At 63.0% G+C, this 26981-nt stretch carries 19 protein-coding genes and 3 tRNA genes; 10 read left to right on the forward strand and 12 right to left on the reverse strand.

From position 1 onward, the window contains the following. Positions 1 to 36: 36 nt before the first annotated feature. Complete coding sequence (gene dnaB / locus KVO92_RS14755; RefSeq protein ID WP_021206775.1) at positions 37 to 1431, forward strand: replicative DNA helicase; 1395 nt, start codon at positions 37 to 39, stop codon at positions 1429 to 1431. A gap of 1 nt (position 1432) precedes the next feature. Here dnaB and KVO92_RS14760 read toward each other — a convergent pair whose 3' ends face one another. Then, positions 1433 to 2134: a helix-turn-helix transcriptional regulator gene (locus KVO92_RS14760; RefSeq protein ID WP_217476312.1), complete on the reverse strand. Its 702-nt coding sequence runs from the start codon at positions 2132 to 2134 to the stop codon at positions 1433 to 1435. A gap of 60 nt (positions 2135 to 2194) precedes the next feature. Then, on the reverse strand, positions 2195 to 2560 hold the full coding sequence (locus KVO92_RS14765) for a VOC family protein (protein WP_217476313.1): 366 nt from the start codon (positions 2558 to 2560) through the stop codon (positions 2195 to 2197). Positions 2561 to 2822: 262 nt separating this feature from the next. Here KVO92_RS14765 and alr point away from each other — a divergent pair, with 262 nt between their 5' ends. After that, positions 2823 to 3899: an alanine racemase gene (gene alr / locus KVO92_RS14770; protein WP_217476314.1), complete on the forward strand. Its 1077-nt coding sequence runs from the start codon at positions 2823 to 2825 to the stop codon at positions 3897 to 3899. Here alr and KVO92_RS14775 read toward each other — a convergent pair. Then, the gene (locus KVO92_RS14775; RefSeq protein WP_217476315.1) at positions 3887 to 5752 is read right to left on the reverse strand and encodes a diguanylate cyclase domain-containing protein; all 1866 of its coding nucleotides are present in this window, start codon (positions 5750 to 5752) and stop codon (positions 3887 to 3889) included. The genes alr and KVO92_RS14775 overlap by 13 nt on opposite strands. Before the next feature lie 168 nt (positions 5753 to 5920). On the opposite strand from KVO92_RS14775, the gene KVO92_RS14780 reads away from it, so the two are divergent. Continuing rightward, entirely contained in the window at positions 5921 to 8209 is a 2289-nt protein-coding gene (locus KVO92_RS14780; protein WP_217476316.1) for a YgiQ family radical SAM protein, read from the forward strand. A gap of 45 nt (positions 8210 to 8254) precedes the next feature. Here KVO92_RS14780 and KVO92_RS14785 read toward each other — a convergent pair whose 3' ends face one another. Both KVO92_RS14785 and KVO92_RS14790 read right to left on the reverse strand, forming a co-directional pair. Continuing rightward, a complete protein-coding gene (locus tag KVO92_RS14785) occupies positions 8255 to 10216 on the reverse strand; it encodes a methyl-accepting chemotaxis protein (RefSeq protein ID WP_217476317.1) in 1962 nt (653 codons plus the stop codon). Between the two features lie 48 nt (positions 10217 to 10264). Next, a complete protein-coding gene (locus KVO92_RS14790) occupies positions 10265 to 11878 on the reverse strand; it encodes a response regulator (protein ID WP_217476318.1) in 1614 nt (537 codons plus the stop codon). Positions 11879 to 12094: 216 nt separating this feature from the next. Between KVO92_RS14790 and KVO92_RS14795 the strand changes: the two genes are divergently transcribed. After that, positions 12095 to 13150, forward strand: coding sequence for a DUF2333 family protein (locus KVO92_RS14795; RefSeq protein WP_217476319.1), 1056 nt, complete (start codon positions 12095 to 12097; stop codon positions 13148 to 13150). 63 nt (positions 13151 to 13213) lie between these two features. Here the strand turns inward: KVO92_RS14795 and KVO92_RS14800 are convergent, their stop codons facing one another. The 4 genes from KVO92_RS14800 to KVO92_RS14815 all read right to left on the reverse strand — a co-directional run bounded on the left by KVO92_RS14800 (position 13214) and on the right by KVO92_RS14815 (position 17559). After that, positions 13214 to 14554: a sigma-54-dependent transcriptional regulator gene (locus KVO92_RS14800; RefSeq protein WP_217476320.1), complete on the reverse strand. Its 1341-nt coding sequence runs from the start codon at positions 14552 to 14554 to the stop codon at positions 13214 to 13216. 116 nt (positions 14555 to 14670) lie between these two features. Continuing rightward, on the reverse strand, positions 14671 to 16263 hold the full coding sequence (locus KVO92_RS14805) for a sensor histidine kinase (protein ID WP_336512642.1): 1593 nt from the start codon (positions 16261 to 16263) through the stop codon (positions 14671 to 14673). Next, the gene (locus KVO92_RS14810) at positions 16253 to 16489 is read right to left on the reverse strand and encodes a PP0621 family protein (RefSeq protein WP_217476322.1); all 237 of its coding nucleotides are present in this window, start codon (positions 16487 to 16489) and stop codon (positions 16253 to 16255) included. The genes KVO92_RS14805 and KVO92_RS14810 overlap by 11 nt, the downstream gene beginning before the upstream one ends. A gap of 62 nt (positions 16490 to 16551) precedes the next feature. Then, on the reverse strand, positions 16552 to 17559 hold the full coding sequence (locus KVO92_RS14815) for an outer membrane protein assembly factor BamD (RefSeq protein WP_217476323.1): 1008 nt from the start codon (positions 17557 to 17559) through the stop codon (positions 16552 to 16554). 290 nt (positions 17560 to 17849) lie between these two features. Between KVO92_RS14815 and rluD the strand changes: the two genes are divergently transcribed. From rluD to KVO92_RS14845, 6 genes are all read left to right on the forward strand, one after another. Beyond that, entirely contained in the window at positions 17850 to 18824 is a 975-nt protein-coding gene (gene rluD, locus KVO92_RS14820; RefSeq protein WP_217476324.1) for a 23S rRNA pseudouridine(1911/1915/1917) synthase RluD, read from the forward strand. Further along, positions 18821 to 19555: a peptidoglycan editing factor PgeF gene (gene pgeF / locus KVO92_RS14825; RefSeq protein WP_217476325.1), complete on the forward strand. Its 735-nt coding sequence runs from the start codon at positions 18821 to 18823 to the stop codon at positions 19553 to 19555. The genes rluD and pgeF overlap by 4 nt, the downstream gene beginning before the upstream one ends. 192 nt (positions 19556 to 19747) lie before the next feature. Next, positions 19748 to 22342 (forward strand): ATP-dependent chaperone ClpB, encoded by a 2595-nt coding sequence (gene clpB, locus KVO92_RS14830; RefSeq protein ID WP_217476326.1) that lies wholly within the window; start codon positions 19748 to 19750, stop codon positions 22340 to 22342. Positions 22343 to 22500: 158 nt separating this feature from the next. Then, positions 22501 to 22576 (forward strand) — tRNA-Asn (locus tag KVO92_RS14835). 10 nt (positions 22577 to 22586) lie between these two features. Further along, a tRNA-Pro gene (locus KVO92_RS14840) sits at positions 22587 to 22663 on the forward strand. Between the two features lie 5 nt (positions 22664 to 22668). Continuing rightward, positions 22669 to 22744 (forward strand) — tRNA-Lys (locus KVO92_RS14845). A 145-nt stretch (positions 22745 to 22889) separates the two neighbouring features. Here the strand turns inward: KVO92_RS14845 and KVO92_RS14850 are convergent. From KVO92_RS14850 to KVO92_RS14860, 3 genes are all read right to left on the reverse strand, one after another. Next, the gene (locus KVO92_RS14850) at positions 22890 to 24185 is read right to left on the reverse strand and encodes an NAD(P)/FAD-dependent oxidoreductase (protein ID WP_217476327.1); all 1296 of its coding nucleotides are present in this window, start codon (positions 24183 to 24185) and stop codon (positions 22890 to 22892) included. A gap of 60 nt (positions 24186 to 24245) precedes the next feature. Beyond that, a complete protein-coding gene (locus KVO92_RS14855) occupies positions 24246 to 24419 on the reverse strand; it encodes a DUF3094 family protein (protein ID WP_217476328.1) in 174 nt (57 codons plus the stop codon). Positions 24420 to 24575: 156 nt separating this feature from the next. Further along, a complete protein-coding gene (locus KVO92_RS14860) occupies positions 24576 to 26876 on the reverse strand; it encodes a DUF1631 domain-containing protein (protein WP_217476329.1) in 2301 nt (766 codons plus the stop codon). Positions 26877 to 26981 lie beyond the last annotated feature (105 nt).

Here is a 26981-nt window from a genome sequence, read left to right on the forward strand (position 1 = left end):
TTTGTTTTTGTGAACGTTGAAGAATTAACGAGTGCCATGAACGACATCAGTGTGCCCCAACAGTACGACCTGGAAACCGCAGCGCTCAAGGTGCCGCCGCATTCCATCGAGGCCGAACAGGCCGTGCTTGGCGGATTGATGCTGGACAACAACGCCTGGGAGCGAGTGCTCGATCAGGTGTCCGATGGTGACTTCTATCGTCATGATCATCGGCTGATTTTCCGCGCCATTTTCACCCTGGCCGAACGCAACTCGCCGTTCGATGTGGTGACCTTGTCCGAACAACTGGACAAGGAAGGCCACCTCTCCCAAGTGGGTGGGCTGGCCTATCTCGGTGAACTGGCGAAGAACACGCCGTCAGTCGCCAACATCAAGGCCTACGCGCAGATCATCCGCGAGCGCGCCACGCTGCGCCAATTGATCGGCATCAGCAACGAGATTGCCGACAGCGCCTATGCGCCCCAGGGGCGCACGGGGGAGGAGATACTCGATGAAGCCGAGCGGCTGATCTTCCAGATTGCCGAGGCGCGTCCCAAAACGGGCGGGCCGATGGGCATCAACGACATCCTGGTCAAGGCGATCGATCGTATCGATTCGCTGTTCAACGCCGGTGAGGCGATTACCGGCCTGTCGACGGGTTTCACCGACCTGGACGAGGCCACCAGCGGCCTGCAGGCGGCCGATCTGATCATCGTCGCCGGCCGTCCTTCGATGGGTAAGACCACCTTTGCGATGAACCTGGTGGAAAATGCGGTGCTGCGCTCGGACAAGGCGATCCTGGTGTTCTCGCTTGAGATGCCGGCTGACTCCATCGTCATTCGTATGCTGGCCTCGCTCGGACGTATCGACCAGACCAAGGTGCGGACCGGCAAGCTCAGTGACGACGACTGGCCGCGGCTGACGTCGGCCGTCAATCTGCTCAACGATCGCAAGCTGTTCATCGACGACACGGCCGGCATCTCGCCTTCGGAAATGCGCGCTCGGACCCGGCGTCTGGCACGCGAACATGGCGAGATCGGCATGATCATGGTCGACTACCTGCAGCTGATGCAGATCCCCGGCTCGAGTGGCGATAACCGAACCAACGAGATTTCCGAGATCTCCCGCTCGCTAAAAGGCCTGGCGAAGGAGTTCAACTGCCCGGTGATCGCCTTGTCGCAGCTGAACCGCTCGCTCGAACAGCGCCCAAACAAGCGCCCGGTCAACTCCGACTTGCGTGAATCCGGCGCCATCGAGCAGGACGCCGACATCATCATGTTCGTCTACCGTGACGAGGTCTATCACCCGGAAACGGAGTACAAGGGCGTCGCCGAAATCATCATCGGCAAACAGCGGAACGGCCCTATCGGTACGACACGCCTGGCATTTCTCGGTAAGTACTCGCGCTTCGAGAACCTGGCGCCCGGCAGCTACCAGTTCGACGACGAATGATTCAGCACCGGTAGACCGGCGCCATGCCCTCGCCCCGCAGATAAGGGGCAAGGTAGTCTTCGAGCCGTTGTCCGGGGCCCGGGTCGAAGGTCTCGTCGAGGTCCTCCAGGCTGGCCACCCGGTCGATACGGAAGTTACGGAAGTCGCTGCGCAGCTCGCACCAGCTGCACAGCGTCCAGGTCTGCCCCCAGAAGAACAGACCCAGCGGCCAGATGCAGCGCAGGCTGGCTTGCCCGCTTTCGTCGCGGTAAGCGAGCTGCAGTTTGCGGCGTTGACGGATGGCCTGACGCAGTTGGCCCAACCAGTGCACCGGGTAGAGGTTCACCTCCGGGGCGAACAGGCGGTTGCCGTTGAGCTCGTCACGCAGCGTGGTGGGCAACACGCCGTGAATCTTCGCCAGCGCCGATTCGGCGGCTCGTTGCAAATCGGGGTCGGCCCAGGCGTTGACCATGCGCGCGCCGACCACCAGGGCTTCGATCTCCTCGCGCTCGAACATCAGCGGCGGCAGGTCCATGGGCTGGCGCAGCACATAGCCAACCCCGGCTTCGCCCTCCAGCGGTACGCCGGAGAGCGAAAGATCCTGGATGTCGCGGTAGATGGTGCGTACCGAGACCTGCAGGCGCTCGGCCAGCCACTGCGCGGTGGTCAGGCGGCGGCTGCGCAGGAACTGAACGATCTGGAACAGGCGGTCGGCGCGTCTCATGCTCTTCCTTGGCGGTCGAGGTGGCCCGGTGAGTGGTGCTCGGCCCCGGGCCAGCTGCCTTCAGGACATGCTGTGCAGGCCCACCTCGTTGCCTTCGCTGTCTTTTATCACAGCGATGAAGCCATGGGGAGCGATGGACATCTTGCCCTGAATGATCACGCCGCCCGCTGCTGGAACCCGGTTCACGACCTCAGCCAACTGCCCTTCGACGTTCAGGTAGACCCGGGTGCCGCCGATGCCGCTTTGCTGTTCCGGTGCGTGGCTCAGGCAATCGCCGACACCGCGCTCGGGATCGTAGGGGAACAGGGCCATGCGTCCGCCCATGCCCTCGATGGTCTCCAGTGTGGTTGCCAGGGCTTGCTCATAGAAGCGGCGGGCACGCTCGAAATCGCTAACGAACAGTTCGAACCAGTTGATCGCGTTCATTTCTCTCTCCATGGAATGGGCAAATGTCAGCAGGCCGGCGTCGGCGATAGCGCGCTTTGGCCTGTGCAGGCAACTCTAGGGCAGTGCTACTGACAGCCTGGTGTCAGCAGAGACGGCTGCCTGCTGGGCAGGAGCAGCGAGCGGGGCGCTGTCGTGAGAAGCCTCGCGGTATTCAGGTTGCAGCTCGGTTTGATGCAGGCGCTTGCAGCCTGTGGGACTGAGGTTAAGATGACCGGCTCCCATACGTCGCAGAGTCCGCTCCATGCGCCCGCTAGTTGCAACCGTCGATCTGTCCGCGATTCGTCACAATTACACCCTGGCCAAACGCTGCGCCCCTGGTCGTCAGGCCTTTGCAGTGGTCAAGGCCAACGCCTACGGGCACGGCGCGCCTGAGGTGGTGACCAGCTTGCGTGAGATCGCCGATGGCTTCGCCGTGGCCTGCCTGGAAGAAGCCCAAGGCATTCGCCTGAGTGCGCCGGATGCGCGGATTTTGCTGCTGGAAGGCTGTTTCGAGCCGGCGGAATACCTGCACGCCGCCGAGTTGGGGCTGGATGTGGCGATACAGGATCAGCGCCAGGCCGACTGGCTGTTGGCCGCCGATCTGCCCCGACCGTTGAACGTCTGGCTGAAACTGGATTCGGGCATGCACCGGCTGGGTTTCACCGTAGAAGGCCTGCGCCGGTGCCATGCTCAGCTCAAAAGCTCGACGCAGGTCGCTGAGCTCAACCTGATCAGCCACTTCGCCTGCGCTGACGAGCGCGGCCATGCACTGACGGAATTGCAGCTGGAGCGTTACGGTGAATTGCTGGCGCTAGGCTTCGACCAGTGCTCGCTGGCCAACTCCGCCGCCGTGCTGACGCTGCCCCAGGCCCACATGGCGTGGATTCGCCCAGGCATCATGCTCTATGGCGCCACGCCGTTTGCCGAGCTGAGCGCGCAGGAGTTGGGGCTCAAACCCGCAATGACCCTGACTGGCGCGCTGATCGCGATTCGTGAAGTGCCCGCCGGTGAGAGCGTGGGCTATGGTGCCAGCTGGGTGGCGCAGCGCGACTCGCGGATTGGCACGGTCAGCTGTGGCTATGCCGACGGCTATCCGCGAACGGCGCCTGCCGGCACCTGCGTGGTGATCCATGGCCAGCGCGTGCCGCTGGCCGGCCGGGTGTCGATGGACATGCTGGCGGTCGATCTGACCGACCTGCCGCAGGCACGGCTCGGCGATGCGGTGGAGCTATGGGGCGCGCAGCTACCGATCGACGAACTGGCCCAGGCCTGCGGCACCATCGGCTACGAATTGCTGACCAAGGTGACCGGACGGGTGCCACGAGGCTACGTCGGCTGATCGACCGGTAGCCGTTGCTGGTCCTGCTGCACCCAGTTGCCGCGACCTCGATGCTTGGCGCGGTAGAGCGCCTCGTCGGCAGCCTTGTAGAGCTGTGAGAAGTCGTCGGCGTGGCGTGGAAAGAACGCAGCGCCGACGCTGACCGTCACCGCCAGGCCGATCTCGCCATAGGGCACGGGCTTCGACAGCTCGTTCAGCAGCCGCTCGGCAATCTGGACAGCGTCCTGCTCGACGGTCGGGCCGGTCAGCAGTACCGCGAACTCGTCCCCTCCAAGCCGAGCGGCCATATCATTGCCACGCACCAGGCTGCGCAGGCGCTGACCGAGTGCGCGCAGCAGCAGGTCGCCGGCGTCGTGGCCATGGTTGTCGTTGATGGGCTTGAAGTGGTCCAGATCGATGAGCAGCAGGGCAATGGGCTCGCCACGGCGCCGAGCATCGCTCAGTGCCATCTCGACGCGTTCGATGAGATAGCGCCGGTTGGGCAGTTCGGTCAGTGAGTCGTGGAAGGCAACCTGCTTCAACTCGACCTCTCGCTCGCTGAGATGCCGGTTGGCGTCGGCGAGTTCGGCGGTGCGCGTTTCGACTGCCAGGCTGAGCTGTTCAGCGCTGGCTTGAACCTGCTTCAGACGCGCGCTCTTTTCCTGGTCGGCATGTTCCAGTGCCGCAGCCCGTTCCTGCTTGAGGATCTGGATGCGGTAAGCCAGGGCGAAGGAGAACAGAATCGATTCAGCCGTTACGGCCAGTGGAAAGAGGTAAGCGTTCCAGGGCGCCGGCTGAACCACGCCTGTGGCCCGCAGCAGAAGCAGATTGACGCTGCCCAGGATCACGCCAAAGCCGAGCAGATAAAGCAGCGCGGGGAAGTAGCCCTGACGCCAGCGACGGAAGGACGCCCACAGCGAAGCGGGAATCGCCGTCAGCGCCAGCACGACGAAGACCCAGGCACCGAACGCACGCCAGCCGAAGGCATCGAGCAACACGGCGGTGGCATACAGCGTCAGCGCCAAGCTCAGCAGGCGGTGCGCCCAAGGCACGAACTGGCGCGTCTGCAACAGCATCTGGGTGAAGCGGCAGGCACTGAAGCCCCACAGCGCCGGGATGCTGATGCGGTCGAGCCAGAACGGGACCGGACCCTCCGGCCAGAGGTACTGAAAGCCGTGGCCGGTCATCGCCAGGATCATCAGCAGCGCGCCGCTGGTGGTCATCACGTACCAGAAATAAGCGCTGTCACGCAGGCTGAGGAAGATGAACAGGTTGTACAGCAGCATCGCCAGAATGACGCCGTAGATCAGGCCGAGAAACAGGTTTTCACCCACCGCCTGCTCTTGTAGCGCGTCGAGCTGCCAGGCCTTGAGCGGAAAGGAATTACCCGCCGGGTCGTAGCTGCGCAGGTAGAAGGTCAACGCTTGCTGGTCGCTGAGTGGCGGAAGCCGGAAAAGCATGCGCCGATAGGAGTGATCGCGGCCCTCGTTGAACCCGACCAGTTCACCGGACTGCCGCTCCATCCAGCCGCCCTTGCCGTCGGGCAGGTAGAGACGCAGGTCCTTCAGGGTTACCGAGCCGACCTCCAGCCACCATTGCTGCGGCGCATCGCTGGTGCGCTGGAGGCTGACCCGAATCCACCACGGGTTCGGGCTCTGCCCAACGCTGGCCTTGCCCTGTGCGGGCTGAAAACGCGCCTGCATCTCGGGTGCCTGTAACTGCGCGATGCTCAGCTGGGCGCCTGGATCCTCGAGCAGTTCGATCTGCGCGTTGAGGCTGCGCCCGCTGTCCGCGGCGCCGAGATCGATGGTCTCGGCTTGAACGCTGGCGAGGCCGCAAAGGCTGAGGAGCAAGGCAAAAATAGTTGCGCGCATCGGGAACTCCCGAACTCGAAGCGTTGTCTGGGTCGCGCGAGTATACGGGCTGGGCGGTGGACGTGCGCGCCTGTCGTCCGGACCGAGAAAGACCTTGTGTAATGGTCGGGCTTGATCATTTTTTGTGCTATATTCCGCGCCCGTTTTCGTTGCCCCGGTTTTCTCGCCATGCACGCAGCCAAGCCACTGTTCGACTATCCCAAGTACTGGGCCGAGTGTTTCGGTCCGGCGCCGTTCCTGCCGATGAGCAGGGAGGAGATGGATCAGCTCGGCTGGGATTCATGCGACATCATCGTCGTTACCGGGGACGCCTACGTCGACCATCCGTCGTTCGGCATGGCAATCATCGGTCGCCTGCTGGAAGCGCAAGGATTCCGCGTGGGCATCATCAGCCAGCCCGACTGGCAGAGCAAAGACGACTTCATGAAGCTCGGCGAGCCGAACCTGTTCTTCGGCGTCGCCGCCGGCAACATGGACTCGATGATCAACCGCTACACCGCCGATCGCAAGATTCGCTCCGACGACGCTTACACCGCGGGTGGACTGGCCGGCAAGCGGCCGGATCGCGCCAGCCTGGTCTACAGCCAGCGCTGCAAAGAAGCCTACAAGCACGTGCCGGTGGTGCTTGGCGGCATCGAGGCCTCGCTGCGCCGTATCGCCCATTACGACTACTGGTCGGACAAGGTGCGCCGCTCGATCCTGATGGATGCCACAGCCGACATCCTGCTCTATGGCAACGCCGAGCGGGCCATCGTCGAGGTGGCGCAGCGCCTGGCCCGTGGCGAGCCGATCGAGGCCATCACCGATGTGCGCGGCACCGCGTTTATCCGCAAGGACACGCCCGAAGGCTGGTTCGAGATCGATTCCACGCGCATTGACCGGCCGGGCAAGATCGACAAGATCATCAACCCCTACGTCAATACCCAGGACCTTTCTGCCTGCGCCATCGAGAAGGAAAAGGGCCCGCAGGACGACCCGAACGAGGCCAAGCCGGTCGAACTGCTGCCGCATCCGAAGCTGGAACGCGACCGTACAGTCATCCGCCTGCCGTCCTTCGAGAAGGTGCGCAACGATCCGGCACTCTATGCCCACGCCAACCGGGTGCTGCACCTGGAAACCAATCCCGGCAACGCCCGTGCGCTGGTGCAGCGCCACGATGATCGCGAACTGTGGCTCAACCCGCCGCCGATCCCGCTGACCACCGAGGAAATGGACTACGTGTTCGCCGCGCCCTACGCGCGCGTGCCGCACCCGGCGTACAACGGGGCGAAGATCCCGGCCTACGAGATGATTCGCTTTTCGGTGAACATCATGCGCGGCTGCTTCGGTGGCTGCACCTTCTGCTCGATCACCGAGCACGAGGGGCGCATCATCCAGAGCCGGTCCCACGAGTCGATCCTGCACGAGATCGAGGAAATGAAAAACGTGCCGGGCTTCACCGGCGTGGTGTCCGACCTCGGTGGGCCGACCGCCAACATGTACCGCCTGGCCTGCAAGAGCCACGACATCGAGAAGCACTGCCGCAAGCCGTCCTGCGTGTTCCCGGGTATCTGCGAGAACCTCGATACCGATCACAGCTCGCTGATCGAGCTGTACCGCAAGGCACGCGCGCTACCGGGTGTGAAGAAGATCCTGATCGCCTCCGGCCTGCGCTACGACCTCGCCGTGGAGTCGCCGGAGTACGTCAAGGAGCTGGTCACCCACCACGTCGGCGGCTACCTGAAGATCGCCCCGGAGCACACCGAGCGTGGTCCGCTGGACAAGATGATGAAGCCGGGCATCGGCACCTATGATCGCTTCAAGCGGATGTTCGAGAAGTTCTCGAAGGAGGCGGGCAAGGAGCAATACCTGATCCCGTACTTCATCGCCGCGCATCCCGGCACCACCGACGAGGACATGATGAACCTCGCTCTGTGGCTCAAGGCCAACGGCTTCCGTGCCGACCAGGTGCAGGCGTTCTACCCATCGCCCATGGCCTCGGCGACGGCCATGTACCACACCGGCAAGAACCCGCTGCGCAAGGTGACCTACAAGAGCGAGGGCGTCACCATCGTCAAGAGCGAGGAGCAGCGCCGTTTGCACAAGGCCTTCCTGCGCTATCACGATCCCAAGGGCTGGCCGTTGTTGCGCGAGGCGTTGATTCGCATGGGGCGCGCTGACCTGATTGGCAGCGGCAAGCACCAGCTGATCCCGGCGCACCAGCCGGCCAGTGACGGTAGCTACCAGAGCGCCCGGCGCAAGAATTCCACCCCGGTCGGCAGCAAGAAGGCCGGGCAGGGCGGCAAGATTCTCACCCAGCACAACGGACTGCCACCACGCAGCCACGACGGCAATGCCTGGGATAAACGCGAGCAGGCCAAGGCGGCTGCCGAGGCCCGGCGCAAGGCCGCAGCCGGTGGCGGCAAACCGTCCGGCAAGAACCGCAAGCCGTCACAGCGCCCCGCCGCTCCGCGCTGAGGTCGGCGAGCCGCTGCGCTATTCGCACAGCGGCTCGCGGGGCGCTCAGCCCTGGAAGGCCAGTGTGGCCTGATTCAGTTCGCCGGCCAGATGCAACATCTGTTCGCTCTGCGCGCGCCCTTGGCTGATGTGCTTCAGGTTGCGGTCACCGAGCTGATGGATGCGTTCACTATGGCCACGGATCTCGCTTACCGCCTCACCTTGTTGGGCGGTGGCAAGCGCGATCTGGGCGGCCATCTGCCCGATCGATCCGATGGTGACCACAATTTGGTTCAGCGCCGCATCGGCTGTTTCGGCCAACTCGGCGGTCGCCTCGGCGTGTACCACCTGAGTCCGCATGGCCTGTACCGATTGTTGCGCGGCGGATTGCAGGCCACCGATCAGTAACTGGATCTCCTCGGTGGCGCCACTGGTGCGCTGAGCCAGCGTGCGCACTTCGTCGGCGACCACGGCGAAGCCACGGCCCTGCTCACCGGCTCTGGCGGCTTCGATCGCGGCGTTCAGCGCCAGCAGGTTGGTCTGTTCGGCGATCGAGCGAATCACCGTCAGCACCTTGCCGATGGTGCCTGTTTCTTCGGCCAGGCGACCGATGGCCGAGGCGTTGTCCTGCACTTCGCTGACCAGATCGTGCAGCCCGGTCAGGCTGTTGCGGATGACCGCCTGCCCCTGATTGACCGCCTGGCCGGCAGCCTGCCCGGCTGCTGCCGTCTGCTCGGCGCTGCGCGCGACCTCGCGGATGGTCGCCTCCAGCTCCTCCAGCGCATCGCGAATCTGTCCGGTATCGCTGCACTGATGGCTGGCACTCTGGTGCAGGTCACCACTCAGTTCGGCCAGGCTTTGGCTATTGCCGGTCACGGCTCCGGCATGCTGACGCAGGGTACCGACCAGCGTCAGCAGATAACCGCGCAGTTGACTGAGCGAGCCCTCGATTTCGTTCAGCTCCCGAGTCGTGGTGCGCAGGACGATGGGCGCGCGGAAGTCGCCGCTGGCCCAGGTACAAAGCGCGGGCACCAGCGCTGAGAGGGATTGGGTCAGTCGCCGTTGCAAGCGATCAATGGCCAGTGCGATCAGCAGGATAAGGAGAATGATCGCGCCCTGGATCAGCCGCACCTCCGCCTGGATGCGACCGTGCTCTGCGCGAATCGCCGGCTCGAGCTCGTCCAGCGCGGCTTGCAGAGCGGCGACCCGCTGACCCGTGGCGTGCATCAGCTGGGTCCGTTGCTCGATCAGTGCGCGTGTACGCTGCAGCTCGCCGGGATAGCGTTTGATCAGGCTGGCAAGCTCGCGCTTGAGCGCGATGCCTTGGTCTTCCGATGGCTGCTCCGATGACGAACTGTCGAGATCCAGCAGCGCTGCGAAGGCGCTGGCGCCCGACGCCTGCTCGCTCATCACATTCAGCAGCGGTAGCGCTTCGAGCGTTGCCATGGCTTTGTCTAGCGCCTGCAGCGACAGTTCGGCATCGGTCGCGCGGTCGCCGCCACCGTCGCTCAGTTTGGCCCGCGCATGGCTGAGACGGAGCAGCTGACGGCTGGCGTCGAACAGCGGTTGGCGGTAGCGGGCGGCAGCAGGCCGGTCGCTGCTCATCGCGTACTGATCGAGTTGTTCCAGTGCCGCCGCCATTTCCCGCTCGGCTTGAGACAGCAATCCGGTCGGATCGCCCGCCAATTTTCCCGCGGCGAGCAGTTCGGTCGTTGCGAACCGCTGGAGCTGTTCCAGGGCGGGTTGCAGTCGTTCGGAGAAAGCCTTGGGCAGCGTGGAGACGCTGGGTGCGAGCTGTTCGAGCGTCGTCAACGCCGCCTTGTGTTGCACTGCATCACCGCTGCTCAGGTAGCCCTGGATGTTGCTCGCAACCTCGGTCTGGAAGCGCTGGGAAAGATTGAGGTAGCGCTCCATCAGTGCATAGGGGCGCGCCAGCGCCTGCTCTGACCACCAGAGCGTGGCGCCGAGCGCGAGACAGATCGTCACGAGCAGCAGTGTATTGAGCGTGGTTAGCGACTTCAGGCGCATCCTGACCTCCGGTCGATGGGGAGGTCAGCAATGTATGGCTATTTGATGTCACTCATGTGACAGGGTGTACCGCTCGACCCGGTTACGACCGCCATGCTTGGCGCGGTAAAGGGCTTCGTCTGCCTGCTGCGTCAGGGTCTTGATGTCGGCCTCGGCGGTGAGCTCGGCGATGCCGCAGCTGAAAGTGCAGCAGAGGTCGGCCGGCTGCGCCGGATAGCGGATCTCGGCAAAGCGCTGGCGAATCTCGTCAAGGACTTTCATGGCGTCCCGCGCACAGGTATCGGGGAGCACCACTGCGAATTCCTCGCCACCATACCGGCCGATATGGTCGGTCTTGCGCAGACGTTGCTTGAGGAACAGGGCGAGGCTCTTGATGACCCGGTCGCCCATCGGGTGCCCGTAGGTGTCGTTGACCTTCTTGAAATGATCGATATCGATCATGGCGAAGCAGAGGGAGCGGCCATCGCGGCGTGCTCGCGAGCTGGCGTCTTCGAGCAACTGCAAGCTGTGCGTATGGTTATAGAGCCCCGTGAGGCTGTCGCGCACGATTCTCGCCTTCAGGTTGCGCGCCCGCTCGGCGCGGGTGCGGACCGTGGCGATCAGGTGGCTGGGCTTGATCGGCTTGGTGAGGAAGTCGTCGCCCCCTTCGTTCATCGCATCGAGCTGTTTGTCCAGGTCGTCCTCGGCTGAGAGATAAATGATCGGCACGCTCACATAGCGCTCATGCTGGCGGATGACCTTGGCCAGCTCGGTGCCCATGCAGTCGGGCATGTACATGTCGAGGATGATCAGGTCTGGCTGGAATTCAGCCAGGTAGGTGATGGCCTGGATCGGTTCGTTGAGCGTCCGGGTGATGATTCCGGCGTTGTTCAGCACCCGTTCGGTATGCGTTGCCTGGGCACGAGAGTCGTCGATGATAAGCACGCGAAAGGGTTCGTAATGCGCGGTACGGGTGAATATCTCGACCTTTTCCAGCAGGCTGGACGCGTCCAGGGCGCCGGTGAAGAACTCCAGCCCGCCGGCCCGCACGGCGGCCAGACGCATGGGCGTGTCCGTCTCCGCGTGGCTGAAGAAGATCAGCGGCAATTTCTCCTCGAGCCCTTGTTGCACGCGTTCGGCGAGTTTCAGGCCCTCGCCGGGTCCGTTGAAGTCGACGTCCATGACCAGGGCGGCGGGGTGGCGTTCATGCATGGCGGCGCGGAACTCGCTGTCGTTGGCGAAGGCTCGCGCCGTCATGCTGAAGAATTCGAGCTGGCGCACCACATGGCTGGCACGCTCATGGTCTTGCAGCGCGATGTAGACCGGTTTGCTCAGCGGCGGAACGTAGCCGGATTGCCCGCGTGGGTCGCCATGGTTCAGGCCGGTGCGCGCGAGTCGGTAGATCAGTTGGCTGAGCGTGGCAATGGTGTGGCTCGACAGACGCCCGCGATTGTCGTTGATGTCGACCAGGCAGTCGTCGATACCCATGGCGAGCTGCTGATGCTCGGCCTGTCCGAAACGTTCGGCAAACCGTCGCAAGCGCTGGTTGGCGTCGGCTAGGGCGGTACGGTAGCTGTCGTTCCACTCGCTGCGTTGCAGCTGCTGCCAGACCTCGAGCACCTCTCGTGCCTGGTGGATGACCCGTTGCGCGAAGTGTTGCTTTAGTTCTTCCTGATCCGACATGTCCGGTTCCCTGGGCCCACTGCCACAGCGTGTTCAGAATCGCTGTAGTGGCAGCATGCTACCACTGTTCGGTCTGTTGCAAAGGCTCCGCTTAGGCGGCCTGGTTCTCATTATGGGACTCGCCAAGGAGCAGCTGCGTTATAGTGGTTCACACGCCGCGACAAGTTCAGTGACCGGTGGTCGAATCGTTGAATTCCGAAATAAGGACTGATGCTCATGTTGGATTGGAAGAACCGCCTTGGCCGCTTCGGCTCGTCGGGAAACACCGCCAGCGGGGAGGGGGCGGGTCGCAATCCGCTGATGCTGGCACTGGCCGTGGTGGTCGGGCTCTATCTCCTGGTAGCACTGCTGATCGGTTGGTATTGGAGCGCCGAGCCAGATCGCTTTGCCGTGCCGCAACACGTGCGCCAGGCTGCGGATGCTTCGCAGCGGCAGATCGTCAACGGCTACACGACGGTCGAGACGCTCAAGCGCGTCGCCAGCACGCTGCTGGACAAGCCGGGCGGTTATCTGAGCAACGACATCGCTCCTCCTGGCTTGTGGCTGGATAACATGCCGAGCTGGGAGTACGGCGTGCTGGTGCAGGTGCGAGATCTGAGCCGCGCGCTGCGCAAGGATTTCGCTCGTTCCCAATCGCAGTCGACGGAGGACGCGGATCTGTCGAAGGCCGAGCCGTTGTTCAATTTCGACAATCGTAGCTGGGCCCTGCCGGCCAGCGAGTCTGAATACCGCAACGGTATTCGCTATCTGGACCGCTACCTGGCGCGCTTGAGCGATCCATCGCCCAAGGCGCAATTCTATTCGCGCGCCGACAACCTGAATAACTGGCTGGGCGACGTGGGCACGCGGCTGGGTTCGCTGTCCCAGCGGCTTTCCGCCAGCGTTGGCCGGGTTCGCCTGGATGCGCAGGTGGCGCCGGAGCTGCAGCCAGAGGGCACCCAGCCGGTGCTCGAAGAGCAGCGTGTCGAGACCTCGTGGTTGCAGATCGACAACGTGTTTTACGAGGCGCGAGGGCAGGCGTGGGCCTTGTCACATCTGTTGCGCGCCATAGAGATCGACTTTGCCGACGTGCTGGCCAAGAAGAATGCGGCGATCAGCGTCCGGCAGATCATTCGTGAGCTTGAGGCCGCTCAGGAGCCCCTCTGGAGCCCGATGGTGCTCAACGGCAGTGGCTATGGCGTGTTGGCCAACCATTCGTTGGTGATGGCCAACTACATTTCGCGCGCTAATGCGGCGATCATCGATCTGCGTAATCTGCTGTCGCAGGGCTAGCGCATTCAAGCGTAGGCGGCAGGCGCCACCCGGCATAGGGTGGCGTAACGCAACGCCTGCCGCTCAATCCAATCCGAGTTTTTTCAGGCGATAACGCATCGAGCGGAACGACAAACCCAGCCGTTGAGCCGCGGCGGTGCGGTTCCAGCGGGTTTCTTCCAGGGCCTGCATGATCAGCTTGCGCTCCACCTCCTCGAGGTGGTCTTCCAGATTGTCGATCTGCGCCAGGCTCGCTTCGCCATGCTCCGGTACGCCCGGCGCGTCGGACAGGCGCAGGTCGCTGGGTTTGATCTCCTCGCCTTCACAGAGTGTGTAGGCGCGTTCCAGCATGTTTTCCAGTTCCCGCACGTTGCCGGGAAACCGGTAGCTTTGCAGCTTTGCCAGCGCATCGGGGTGCAGCCTTGCGGCCGTGTCGCCACAGTCGCTGGCGAGGCGACGGAGCATGACGTCGGCCAACTGCGCAATGTCCTCGCGACGCTCGCGCAGGGGCGGCACACGCAGCTCGATGACGTTCAGCCGGTAGTACAGGTCCTGGCGGAAACGGCCCGCCGCGACTTCGCTGGCGAGGTCCTTGTGCGTGGCGCAGAGAATCCGCACGTCGACGACCACCTCCTTGGCGCCTCCGACCGAACGCACCGCCTTTTCCTGGATCGCTCGCAACAACTTCACCTGCATCGGCAGGGGAAGATCAGCGACTTCGTCGAGAAACAGGGTGCCGCCATTTGCTGCCTGGAACAGCCCCGGCTTGTCTTCCATGGCGCCGGTGAAGCTGCCTTTCTTGTGCCCGAAGAATTCGCTTTCCATCAGCTCCGACGGGATCGCGCCGCAGTTGACCGGCACGAAGGGCCGCTCGTGGCGCGGGCCTTGTTCATGGATCAGCCGCGCCACCAACTCCTTGCCACTCCCGGATTCGCCGCTGATATAGACCGGCGCCTGGCTGCGCGCCAGTTTGCCGATCTGTTTGCGCAACAGGTTCATCGGCGGTGACGCGCCGAGCAAGCGACTGTCGACCGTCAATGCGTCGGGGTTCGGGCTGCGAAGCCGAAGCGCGGTGTTGACCAGTTCGCGCAAACGGGCCAGATCCACCGGTTTGGTGAGAAAGTCGAAAGCACCGGCCTTGAGCGCACCGATGGCGGTATCGAGGCTGCCGTAGGCGGTAATCATCGCCACGGGCATCTGTGGGTACTGCTGCTGAATGAACTGCACCAGTTCCAGCCCGCAGCCATCGGGCAGACGCATGTCGGTGAGGCACAGGTCGTAGTGCTCACGGGCCAGGCACTCGCGTGCTTCCTTGAGGTTGCGCGCGCTGCGGGTGTCGAGCTTCATGCGCCCGAGGGTGATCTCCAGGAGTTCCCGGATGTCGGGTTCGTCATCGATGATCAACGCTTTCTGGCGGGCGGTCATGGGTCTCGGTCTTTCTTCGCTGGCGGTGAATGGCGCGGGCCGCAATGTTAACGCCGCGGGACGGGATTTGTACCGCCACCGTGGTCGATGTGTGACCTGTTGCCCCTCGGTTGGCCTCAGCCCAGCTTGCGCGGGTGGGCGAAGACGATGCGGAAACAGCTGCCCCCTTCGTCTCGTTCACGATAGTCCAGGCGCGCCTGATTGCTCTCGCATAGCTCTCGGGAAATATACAGGCCCAGGCCGGTGCCTTTGCTTTCGGTCGTGAAGAACGGCTCGAAGATGTTCTGCAGTTGTTCGGGCGCTACGCCCGGACCGTCGTCGAGTATCTCCAGTACCGGCAGGTCGCTGGTTTCGTCGCGAAACACGCGCAGCCAAACCTGTGCCTGTGGGTGCTGCTGACCGCTGTAGCGCAAGCCGTTCTGTACCAGGTTGGTCAGCACCTGAATGAGCTGGTTGGGGTCCATGCGGGTCTGCAGCGAGCTGCCCAGGGTTTCCACGTGCAAGCTCTGGTTGGCCGGTAGCGTTTCGCGAAATTCGCTGGCGAACCGATGAATCCAGTATTTCAAATCGAGCAGCTGTGGCTCGGCCTGACGCCGCCGCGACAGTTGCAGCACGTTTTCGATGACCAGATTCATGCGTCGCGAATGGTCCTGGATGATCTGCGTGAGGCGCAGGTCGGCGGGATCCAGCGCTTCGGACTCCTGCAGCAATTGGGCGGCGTGGCTGATGGCGCCGAGTGGGTTGCGGATCTCGTGGGCGATGCTTGCCGTGAGTCGGCCCAGGGAGGCGAGTTTGAGCTGCTGTGCCTTTTGCGTGATTTGCGAGATGTCCTCGAGGAAGACCAGGGTGTCCTGCGCTTCGCCGTGCTGCAACATGGCGAAGCTCGGCTGCAGCGTGGCGCCATCCGGTTTGGCCTTGAAGTTGCGTGGCCGCAGGGTCGGGTTGTCGCGCCATTGCTGCAGCGCCTTGAGCAGGTCGGGGCAACGAGGGGCCAGGCGTTCGCCGGTCAGGTCCTGTTGCCCCAGCAATTCCAGGGCGCCCTGATTGGCCAGCAGGACGCGCTCCTGCGGATCGAGAACGAGAATCCCGGTGCGCATCCGCTGCAGGATCTGGGCATTCAGCGCTTCGAGATTGGCGACCTCCTCGGCGCGTTGGCGCGCCAGGCTTTCACTGACCTGAAGCCGCCTGGTCAGCCCTTGCACCAGCAGCGCCGCGGCAAAGCATAGCGTGCCGAGTGCGGCCGCCTGCACATACTGGCTGCTCGCCGCGCTGTCGCGGAGGTTGAGGTAGAACGTCAGATAGATGAGGCCGGTGGCGGCCACCGCGGCGATGAAAAAGCCGATGCGCCCATGTAGCAAAATATTGGCGATGGCGACCGCGACGATCAGCAGGTTGCCGATTCCACTCGGTGTGCCCCCGGCAAAGTAGAACAGGGCCGCTAGCAAGGTGACGTCCAGCAGCGCAAGCGCCAGCACCGGTAGTTCGCGTTTGGGGTTCTGCAGCAGTACCGCGATGAGAATGTTGAGAATCAAGTATAGCCAGGCGCCGTAGTGAAACGCCGCCGGGTTGATCATGTGCATCAGATCGTTGTGCAGATCGCTGCTGATCAGCAGCACCAGCACCAGGCCAATTGCGACCCGATAGAGGTGGTAGAGCCGAAGGATTCGACGGCCCTGATACTTGAGAAACGTCAGGCCCTCAGTTGTCACCCGAAGCGCTGCCCTGATCCAGATGCGCCTGGCTGCAGTACCAGCGGTCATGGCGCTGCAGCGCCTGGTCCCGTGGCAGATGGACGCCGCATTCAGCGCAGCGGACCATGGGCAGGGTGGTGTGTTGTGGTTTGCCGGTCGGCGTCGGCTTACGGGTCAGGCGACGCCATAGCCAGACGGCGGCAGCGATCAGAATGACCCAGAACAACAGGCGAAACAGCCCCATATCTCTACTTCCTGGCTAAGCCATGAGGGGCCTGCCGGGTTCGGCAGGCTGCGACAGGGCGATCAGTCGAACAGGCCAAAGGTCAGGTAGCTCCACCAGGAGCGGCCTTTACGCTCTTCTTCTTCAGCCGCTTCGGCTTCCGCTTCCTTCAAGACCGGGCGCAGTTCATCAGGCAGGTCCTGCGCGGCATTTTCATACTGGCGCACCACGTCGCGGTTGGATTGAGACACGTCCGGCGCCTTGGTTTCGGTCTCGATCAGCCCGAGCGTGGCACGGGACAGCCAGCTCCGGTTGTCGGCCTCCTTTTCGCGCGGTACGAACTCGCCATCTTCGAGGCTGGGATGGTCCGGGTAGTTGAGTTTGAGCGTTTCCAGGCTGGAGTCAGCCAGATCGTTCAAGCCCATGTGCTGATAGGCTTCGGTCATCACTGCCAGTCCGTCACCGACCGACGGTGTGCCCTGGAAGTTTTCCACGACGTAACGGCCTCGGTTGGCGGCTGCTACATAAGCCTGGCGGCGCAGGTAATAGTCGGCGACATGAATTTCGTTGGCGGCCAGCAGGTTGCGCAGATAAATCATCCGAGCCTTGGCATCGGGCGCGTAGCGGCTGTTGGGGTAGCGTGTGGTCAGTTGCGCGAACTCGTTGAACGAGTCACGCGCCGCTCCGGGGTCGCGCTTGGTCATGTCCAGCGGCAGGAAGCGCGCCAGCAGTCCGCGATCCTGATCGAAGGACGCCAAGCCTTTCAGGTAGTAGGCGTAGTCGACGCTCGGATGCTGTGGGTGCAGGCGGATGAAGCGCTCGGCGGACGAGCGAGCGGCTTCCGGCTCCGTGTTGCGGTAGTAGGCGTAGATCAATTCCAGCTGCGCCTGCTCGGCGAAACGGCCGAAGGGATAGCGTGACTCCAGGGCCTTCAGCTTGTTGATGGCGCTGGTGTAGCTCTTGTTGTCCAGGTCGGCCTGTGCCTGCCGGTACAGTTCCGCTTCGCCAAGGTTTTCGCTAATGGTTTCGTTCGATGAGCAGGCAGCGGTTAGGGCGAAAATGGCGATCAGCAGCAGGTGTTTCACTTGCATGGCGGCTTGCGTCCCTGTGACGGCTGGCTGTCTCGCGCGAAGCCGTCCTGTTATGATGGGCGCCCCGGCTGGCCGGGACAAAGACGCGGTATTTAAACACAAGCGTGTGGCCGAAACCAAAAGCTCCGCCGCGCCGCTGCCGAAGCATGCGGCGCCGTCGTCGAGTCGCCATTCGCGCGGCAGGCCAGTTGCCAGGCATCGCGTCCATCTTTGCCAGCCGTAGCCTGATCGCCATCTTCTGGCCGAACCGCCGCGTTCTGCCTCTTCCTACTTATGAAGCGCCCTTAATTATGTCCACGCTCTCCACTCAGGCCATTCATCTTAGCGCCGAGGTGCCGTTCGACCTTGGCGGGCAGCGCCTCGATCAGGTCGCGGCGCAACTGTTTTCGGAGCACTCCCGTTCGCGCCTGTCAGCCTGGATCAAGGAAGGGCGGCTCACGGTCGACGGAGCCGTGCTGCGTCCTCGCGACACGGTGCACGCAGGCGCGATGCTGGAACTGTCCGCCGAGCAACAGGCTCAGGGGGAGTGGGTGGCACAGGACATTGCGCTGGATATCGTGTTCGAGGACGAACACATCCTCGTGCTGAACAAGCCCGCCGGTCTCGTGGTGCATCCAGCCGCGGGCCATGCCGACGGGACGCTGCTCAACGCGCTGTTGCATCACGTACCAGACATCATCAACGTGCCGCGTGCTGGCATCGTTCATCGCCTGGACAAGGACACCACCGGACTGATGGTCGTCGCTAAGACGCTGCAGGCCCAGACGCGCCTGGTCGAACAGCTGCAGGCGCGCAGTGTCAGCCGCATCTACGAGGCCATTGTGATCGGCGTAATCATCACCGGCGGTACCGTTGACGCGCCGATCGGACGCCATGGTCAGCAGCGCCAGCGCATGGCGGTGGTGGAGGGCGGCAAGCCCGCGGTCAGCCATTACCGCGTCCTGGAGCGCTTCCGCTCGCACACCCACGTGCGGGTCAAGCTGGAGACCGGGCGTACCCATCAGATTCGCGTACACATGACGCACCTCGGCTATCCGCTGGTCGGGGACCCGCTTTACAGCGGGCGTTTCCGCATTCCGCCTGCGGCAAATCCGACCATGGTTCAGACCCTCAAGGACTTCCCGAGGCAAGCGCTGCATGCGCGGTTTCTCGAGTTGGACCACCCGGTCAGCGGCGAACGGCTGAAATGGGAGTCGCCATTGCCGGATGACTTCGTCTGGTTGTTGACGTTGCTGCAACAGGATCGCGAGGCGTTCATAGGATGAACGATTGGCCAGCCGACTGGATTCGCCCCGAGTGGCCTGCGCCTTCGTGCATCCGCGCGTGCGTCACCACCCGTGAGGGAGGGGTTAGTCAGGCGCCTTTCGATGGCTTCAACCTGGGCGATCATGTCGGCGACGCGCCAGACGACGTGGCCGCCAATCGGCGACGGCTGCGGCGAGTGCTCGCTTGCGAGCCGGCGTGGATGAATCAGGTGCATTCGAGTGCCGTCATCGAGGCCACTCCTCGTCAGCGGCTGACTGCGGATGCCTGCTGGACCAGCGAAGCCGGCGTCGCCTGCGCGGTACTGACCGCCGATTGCCTGCCGGTATTGTTCTGTGATCGCGCGGGTTCGCGCGTGGCCGCCGCGCATGCCGGCTGGCGCGGGTTGGCCGGTGGGATACTGGAGGCGACCGTGGCGGCTATGGATGCGCCGGGACACCAGTTGCTGGCCTGGCTCGGTCCGGCCATCGGTCCAGATGCCTTCGAGGTCGGACCTGAAGTGCGCGACGCCTTCGTTTCCCAGCATGCCGCCGCCGTCGAGGCCTTTTCTCCGAGCCGCAACGCCGGCCGTTTCATGGCTGACATCTATCAGCTTGCCCGGCTGCACCTGGCTGCCTGCGGCGTCACCGCCGTCTTCGGTGGTGGTTATTGCACCGTCAGCGACCCGCGCTTCTATTCCTATCGCCGTGCCGCCCGCACCGGGCGCTTCGCCAGCCTGATCTGGCGCGACTGAATCGTCTCGACGGCTGCGACCGGGCGAGTGTCCGGCCTGCTGGCCCACCCCGGAAACAAATGCCGGGGCTGACCAGGATCAATGCCACCTGGCTTGAATCTCCAACAATCAACCTTATCTAACTTCCATCTCGCAGGCTTTTGTCGAGGTGCGATTGAGTGCGCCGGCCTGCCTAACCAGAAAGGTGATTACATGCGTATCGATCGTTTGACCAGCAAACTGCAGCTTGCGCTTTCCGACGCTCAGTCCATTGCGGTCGGTCTCGACCACCCGTCCATCGAGCCGTTGCATCTGATGCAGGCGTTGCTCGACCAGCAGGGCGGATCGATTCGGCCGCTGCTGATGCAAGTCGGTTTCGATATCAATGGCCTGCGCCAGGCGTTGACCAAGGAACTCGATCAGCTGCCGAAGCTGCAGAACCCGACGGGCGACATGAACATGTCGCAAGATCTGGCGCGCCTGCTCAATCAGGCCGACCGCCTGGCGCAGCAGAAAGGCGATCAGTATATCTCCAGCGAGCTGGTGCTGCTCGCAGCGCTGGACAGCAACACCCGCCTGGGCAAGCTCTTGCTGGCGCAGGGCGTGAGCAAGAAGGCGCTGGAGAACGCCATCAGCAACCTGCGCGGAGGCAATGCGGTCAACGATCCCAACGCCGAGGAATCGCGCCAGGCGCTGGACAAGTACACCGTCGACATGACCAAGCGCGCCGAGGACGGCAAGCTCGACCCGGTGATCGGCCGCGATGACGAGATTCGGCGCACCATCCAGGTGCTGCAGCGGCGCACCAAGAACAACCCGGTGTTGATTGGTGAACCCGGCGTCGGCAAGACCGCGATTGTCGAAGGGCTGGCGCAGCGTATCGTCAACGGCGAAGTGCCCGACGGGCTCAAGGACAAGCGGCTGCTGGCGCTGGACATGGGCGCGCTGATCGCCGGGGCCAAGTTCCGTGGCGAGTTCGAGGAGCGCCTGAAGGCGGTGCTCAACGAGCTGTCGAAGCAGGAAGGTCGGGTGATTCTGTTCATCGACGAGTTGCACACCATGGTCGGCGCCGGCAAGGCCGAGGGCGCCATGGATGCTGGCAATATGCTCAAGCCTGCCCTGGCTCGCGGCGAGCTGCACTGCGTCGGCGCCACCACGCTCGACGAATATCGCCAGTACATCGAAAAGGATGCCGCCCTCGAGCGTCGCTTCCAGCGCGTACAGGTCGATGAGCCGAGCGAAGAGGACACCATCGCCATCCTGCGTGGCCTCAAGGAGCGCTACGAGGTGCACCACGGGGTCAGCATCACGGACGGCGCGATCATCGCAGCCGCCAAACTGTCGCATCGCTACATCACGGACCGCCAGCTTCCGGACAAGGCGATCGACCTGATCGACGAAGCGGCGAGCCGTATCCGCATGGAGATCGACTCCAAGCCGGAGGAGCTGGACCGCCTTGATCGGCGCCTGATTCAGCTGAAGATCGAGCGGGAGGCGCTGAAGAACGAGGACGACGAAGCGACCAAGAAGCGGCTGGCCAAGCTCGACGAGGAGATCGTCAAGCTCGAGCGCGAATATGCCGATCTCGAAGAGATCTGGAAATCCGAGAAGGCCGAGGTGCAGGGCTCTGCGCAGATGCAACAGAAGATCGAGCAGGCCAAGGCCGACCTGGAGGCCGCGCGGCGCAAGGGCGATCTGTCGCGTATGGCCGAGTTGCAGTACGGCGTCATTCCTGATTTGGAACGCAGCCTGCAGATGGTCGACCAGCACGGCAAGACCGAAAATCAGCTTTTGCGCAACCGCGTGACTGACGAGGAGATCGCCGAAGTCGTGTCGAAATGGACCGGCATCCCGGTCTCGAAGATGCTCGAAGGCGAGCGCGAGAAGCTGCTGAAAATGGAAGATCTGCTTCACCAACGCGTGATCGGCCAGCACGACGCAGTGGTTTCCGTCGCCAATGCGGTGCGTCGCTCGCGTGCGGGATTGGCTGATCCAAACCGTCCCAGTGGCTCCTTCCTGTTTCTCGGCCCGACGGGCGTGGGCAAGACCGAGCTGTGCAAGGCGCTGGCCGAGTTCCTCTTCGATACGGAGGAGGCGATGATCCGCATCGACATGTCCGAGTTCATGGAAAAACACTCGGTGGCCCGTCTGATCGGTGCACCGCCGGGCTACGTGGGATACGAGGAGGGCGGCTACCTGACGGAGGCCGTGCGTCGCAAACCATACTCGGTCGTGTTGCTGGATGAGGTCGAAAAAGCCCACTCGGACGTCTTCAACATCCTCCTGCAAGTGCTCGAGGACGGTCGGCTGACCGACAGTCACGGGCGGACCGTGGACTTCCGCAACACCGTGATCGTCATGACCTCGAACCTGGGCTCGACCCAGATTCAGGAGCTGGTAGGCGACCCCGATGCGCAGAGAGCGGCTGTCATGGATGCGGTGAGCAGCCACTTCCGGCCCGAGTTCATCAACCGGATCGACGAAGTGGTGGTCTTCGATCCGCTGGCTCGCGAGCAGATTGCAGGTATTGCCCAGATCCAGCTGGGTCGTCTGCGGCAGCGCCTGGCAGAGCGCGATCTAAGCCTGGAACTCAGCGACGAGGCGATGGATAAGCTGGTTGCGGTGGGCTACGACCCGGTCTACGGTGCGCGGCCGCTGAAGCGAGCCATTCAACGCTGGATCGAGAATCCGCTGGCGCAAAACATACTGTCCGGCGCATTCGAGCCCGGCTCTTCGATCGTCGGCAAGGTGGAGGGCGACGAAATACATTTCGCCAAGCCTGAACGGGGCCGGCGGAGTCGTTCCTGAGGGGCGGCTCTGCCGGCGCTTCGGTGTCGCTCGCAACGTGTTGTAGTAAATCGCATTTTTTCTGTTGACAGGCGCGCCGAGAACCGTAAAATGGCGCGCCTCTGAGGGGGGTTTGCAAGGCGGTACGGCAAGCCATCCGAGGAGCTGGAAGTGATAGTTCCGCGATAGCTCAGTCGGTAGAGCAAATGACTGTTAATCATTGGGTCCCAGGTTCGAGTCCTGGTCGCGGAGCCAAATTTCCAATCGGGGTATAGCGCAGTCCGGTAGCGCGCCTGCTTTGGGAGCAGGATGTCGGGAGTTCGAATCCCCCTACCCCGACCAATTTTGGGTCGTTAGCTCAGTTGGTAGAGCAGTTGGCTTTTAACCAATTGGTCGTAGGTTCGAATCCTACACGACCCACCAAACTGCCTGAATCAGGCTACAGAAACCGGAAGATTCCGAGCGGATCTTCCGGTTTTTTGTTGCCTGTCGTTTGTGCTGGGTCTGCCGGCGGGTCATTTCGCTCAGCGCCTCCCGGCCTTCGGGAGGCGCTGCCACGGCCGCGCCGTCAGTGAAGCTTGAGGCGGGGCACGGTGCTGGTGCTCAGTTTGTCGCCGATCATCATCAGTCCGGTGCGGGCGAAGCCATACAGCGCAATCTGGTGCATTCGATAGAGCGACACATAGAACATCCTTGCCAGCCAGCCTTCCAGCATGACGCTGCCGGTGAGGTTGCCCATTAGATTGCCCACTGCCGAGAAGCTCGACAACGAGATCAGAGAGCCGTAGTCGCGGTAACGGTAGCTCGGCAGGCTCTCGCCGCGCAGGCGTCGGGAAAGCGATTTGGCGAGCAGGGAAGCTTGCTGGTGGGCTGCTTGCGCTCGCGGCGGCACGTTGCGATCACTGTCTGGCTGCGGGCAGGCGGCGCAGTCGCCGAAGGCGAATATGTGTTCATCTCGAGTGGTCTGTAGCGTAGGGAGCACCAGCAGCTGGTTGATCCGGTTGGTCTCCAGGCCGTCGAGTTCATGCAGGAAGCTTGGTGCCCGGATGCCCGCCGCCCAGACCTTCAGTGTCGCGGGTACGAAATCGCCGCTCTGGGTGTGCAAGCCGTCTTCGGTGACTTCGCTGACCGCTGCGCCGGTAAGCACGGTGACGCCCAGTTTGTGAAGCGTCTGGTGCACTGGTTGGCTGATACGCTCCGGCAGCGCCGGCAGCACGCGCGGGCCGGCTTCGATGAGCGTGATGTGGACGTCTTCCGGCTTGATGCCATCCAGACCATAGGCGGCGAGCTCGCGGGCGGCGTGGTGCAGTTCCGCGGCCAGTTCGACCCCTGTTGCGCCGGCGCCTACGATGGCCATGTTGATGGTGCCTTGGCGACCTTCGCTGGCGTGTGCGCGCATGTAGTGGCTGAGCAAGTGGCGGTGAAAGCGCTCGGCCTGCTCGCGAGTGTCGAGAAAAATGCAGTGTTCTGCAGCACCCTTGGTACCGAAATCATTGGTCGTACTGCCGACGGCGATGACCAGGGTGTCGTAGGCGAGCGTGCGGGCGGGCACCAGTTCGATGCCGTGCTCGTCGAACGATGGGGCCAGGTGAACGCATTTGCGCTCGCGCTCCAGGCCGCACATGCGGCCCATCTGGAACTCGAAGTGGTTCCATTTGGCCTGTGCGACGTAGTTAAGCTCGTCGGCGGACGAGTTCAACGAGCCGGCTGCCACCTCGTGCAGAAGCGGCTTCCAGATGTGCGTCAGGTTGGCGTCAATCAGCGTGATGCGGGCTTGGCCGCGCTTGCCCAGGGTTCTACCCAGGCGGGTGGCAAGCTCCAGGCCGCCAGCGCCGCCGCCGACGATTACGATGCGATGTGTCATTGAATGGACTCATAAGGCTTTGCGGAATTCGGTTGGGCGTGAGGGGCTTGGGTGCGTCGCTCATGTCACCAGCCCGCTCAGGAGGCGGCTCAGCAGACCCAGGCCAACGACCACTACCAGAACCAGCACAAGGAGCAGCCAAGGCTTGAAGGGCCGTCGCTCGACTTGGTGCTGAGGCGCGCTGAGGTATTGGTCGACGCGTTTCTGGTCTTCGGGATTCAGGCGGCTGGGCATAGGCACCTCGAAAGGGAATGCAGGCATTCTAGCGGTGCGGTGACAAAATCCAAGCGCAGCGGCGTCTGGGGAAGGTGGCTGATGAGTAAAAATGACGCAGGCTGAGCCCCATCAATGGGGTGGGGCTCGGCGAGGGGCGCTCTGCGACCGGCAGCGTTAGCGCCCGTTGTGCTTGAGACTGCGCAGGTTGCCGATCACCGATTCCAGTGCCCGATCGAAGAGCAGCGCGTCGTTGAGCAGGCGGATTGCGCCGCGGCGAAACTCGATGGCCAGCCCCGTTCGGGTCTTCTCCAGCACCTTCATCCCGGTCCGGTTGACGAAGATGTACTTCCCGGTGGGTTTGATGATGGCGGCCAGCTTGCAGCGAAGCTTGTGATCCTCGTCCTCCTGGAATTCCACCCAGCTGCCGACTCGCAGATTGTCGACCTGAACAAGTGCCTCGTCGTTGTCGGTCAGGTTGATCTCAGGCTCCTGCTCGCGGCTTTCGCCAGGCGCCAGCAGAATGATCTCCTCGTTGACCTCCACCATCGAAGGCGGGGTGGAAGATGCTTGCTCGGCATCTTCATCGCGAGGCGGTAGCTCCAGCTTTTGCTCGGTGAACAGCTTGTCGTGTGAACCTGTCTCGCTGGTCGGTACCGCTGAGGGCGGTTGGGTGACCGGGTTGAGCTGCTGCAGTGTCTGCACGTGCAACGCTTCGAGCCGGGTGAAGAAATCGCTGGTGGAGAAGGGGTCGAATGCTGCGCTGGCCAAGCCTTCGCGCAGGTTTTTCAGCAGGCTGGGAACCAGCTCCAATAGCTGGGCCCGAGCTTCAGGGGCTTCGTGCGGCGTCACGCTCCAGATCAGATCATCCATGGTGGCCAGCGCGGCCTGCCATTGTTCCGACTGGGTGCCGTGCTTGAGGCAGGTCAGCAGCAGGACCTTGCTCCAGGCTTCTTGCAGCAGCCGGACCACGACTTCGGGAAGGGTCTTGCCCAGCAGGCGTTGATTGAGCGCATGCTCGACTTCTTTTCGCGCCATTTCTGCCTTGGCGCGCCCCTCTTCGGCGTCCCGCGTACGCTGCTCGAGCAGTTCGCTACGACGGCGCTCGTCACCGGTGAAGGCCAGGAAGTCGGCCAGCAACTCGGAAAAGATGGCCGGATCGTCGACGAAGTCATTGAGCAGGCGAGACACGACCTGCTCGATCTTCTGGTACAGACTGTCTCGTTGAGTCTCGTCCTGATCAACCCAGCCCATAGCGGCCGAGGCGATCTCGTTGAGCAGGCGACGGGCAGGGTGGCTGCCTCGGCTGAAGAAGGTCTTATCCAGTACCGCGACTTTCAGCACCGGAATCTGCAAGCGACCGATCAGTGCCTTGAGCGAGTCCGGCAAGGTGCGATCGTCGAGAATGAATTCAAACAGCATCGACACCAGGTTGATGACGTCTTCGTCGACCTCACCGACCACGCGTGATTTGCCGCTCTTGGCGCTGACCCGGTGCAGCAGTTGCTCGAGCTGGGCTTGCAGGTCGTATTCGTCGATCTGCTGAGGTGCTCGCGACTGCAGATGAGAGAGCAGTCGCATCAGGTCGTTGCTGGATATTGGAACCGCATCGCTGGGCAGGTTGCGGGCTGGTAGCGCGCTGCCGCGCAGCTCCGAAAGCAATGCTTGCAGGGTGCCGAACGCTTCCTGGGTATCGTCGCCGGCATATGCCGGCGGCTGTTCGCCTGCACTGGATCGCGACGCAGGTCTGCCCTGGGCGCCTGGTCGGCTGGCCGATCGGCGCGGAGGCGTCGATTGCAGCTCCGGCAGGATGCCCGCTGCGACCAGTACCTGGTTCGATTCGGCGTAGAGTTGCTCGAGGTCGGTCAGTACGTAGCGCTCGAACAGCTTCAGGATGATCAGCTTGACTTTGATTTCGACGCCCAGGCTATGGCAGGCATCGAGGAAGTATTCGCACAGCTGCTGTGGACCCAGCGGATTGTTCTTGTCGTCGAGCTTTCTGCTCACCAACACGTTCATGCGAGTGGTCAGGTGGCTAAGCGGCTGACTGGCGCGGCTCAATACCTTGGCGACCATGGTGTCGATCGCGACCGACTCTTCCAGTTCGTCGTTCTGTACCAGCGCAAGGCTTTCGAACGACGTCGCCGGCTGGGCGGGTTGGCCGATCTCGTACTGGTTGAGCTTGGCAAAAGACTCGAAAACCTGCTGGAGGAAACTGCGCTCGATGCCGCGACGCTTCATGCGCAGGTCGCGCATGGCTTCGAAAAAGGCATTCTGTTCGGCATTGCTGGTGGCGCGATCGGCAATTTCGAAAAGCGAATCGTCGGCGTTGTCGAACAGTGTTTGCAGAGCCAATCGCAGCTGCTGGGCGGCCTTATCGCGCACGCTGATAAGCGCGACAGGCAGTCTGCCTGCCGCCGAGGTCGGCTTTTGCTCAGGGGCGGCCTTCAGGTGCACCACTTTCCCATCGGTTCGCATCGAGACTCTCCGGTCGCCTAGCTGATCAAGCGCGCTCAATGAACAGGTAGCATGCCGTTGATTAGAGGCGGGAGCAACGGCCTATAGATTTTATGACAGGACGCG

Origin of the sequence: Stutzerimonas stutzeri (assembly GCF_019090095.1) — a bacterium.
Lineage (GTDB): Bacteria > Pseudomonadota > Gammaproteobacteria > Pseudomonadales > Pseudomonadaceae > Stutzerimonas > Stutzerimonas stutzeri_AN.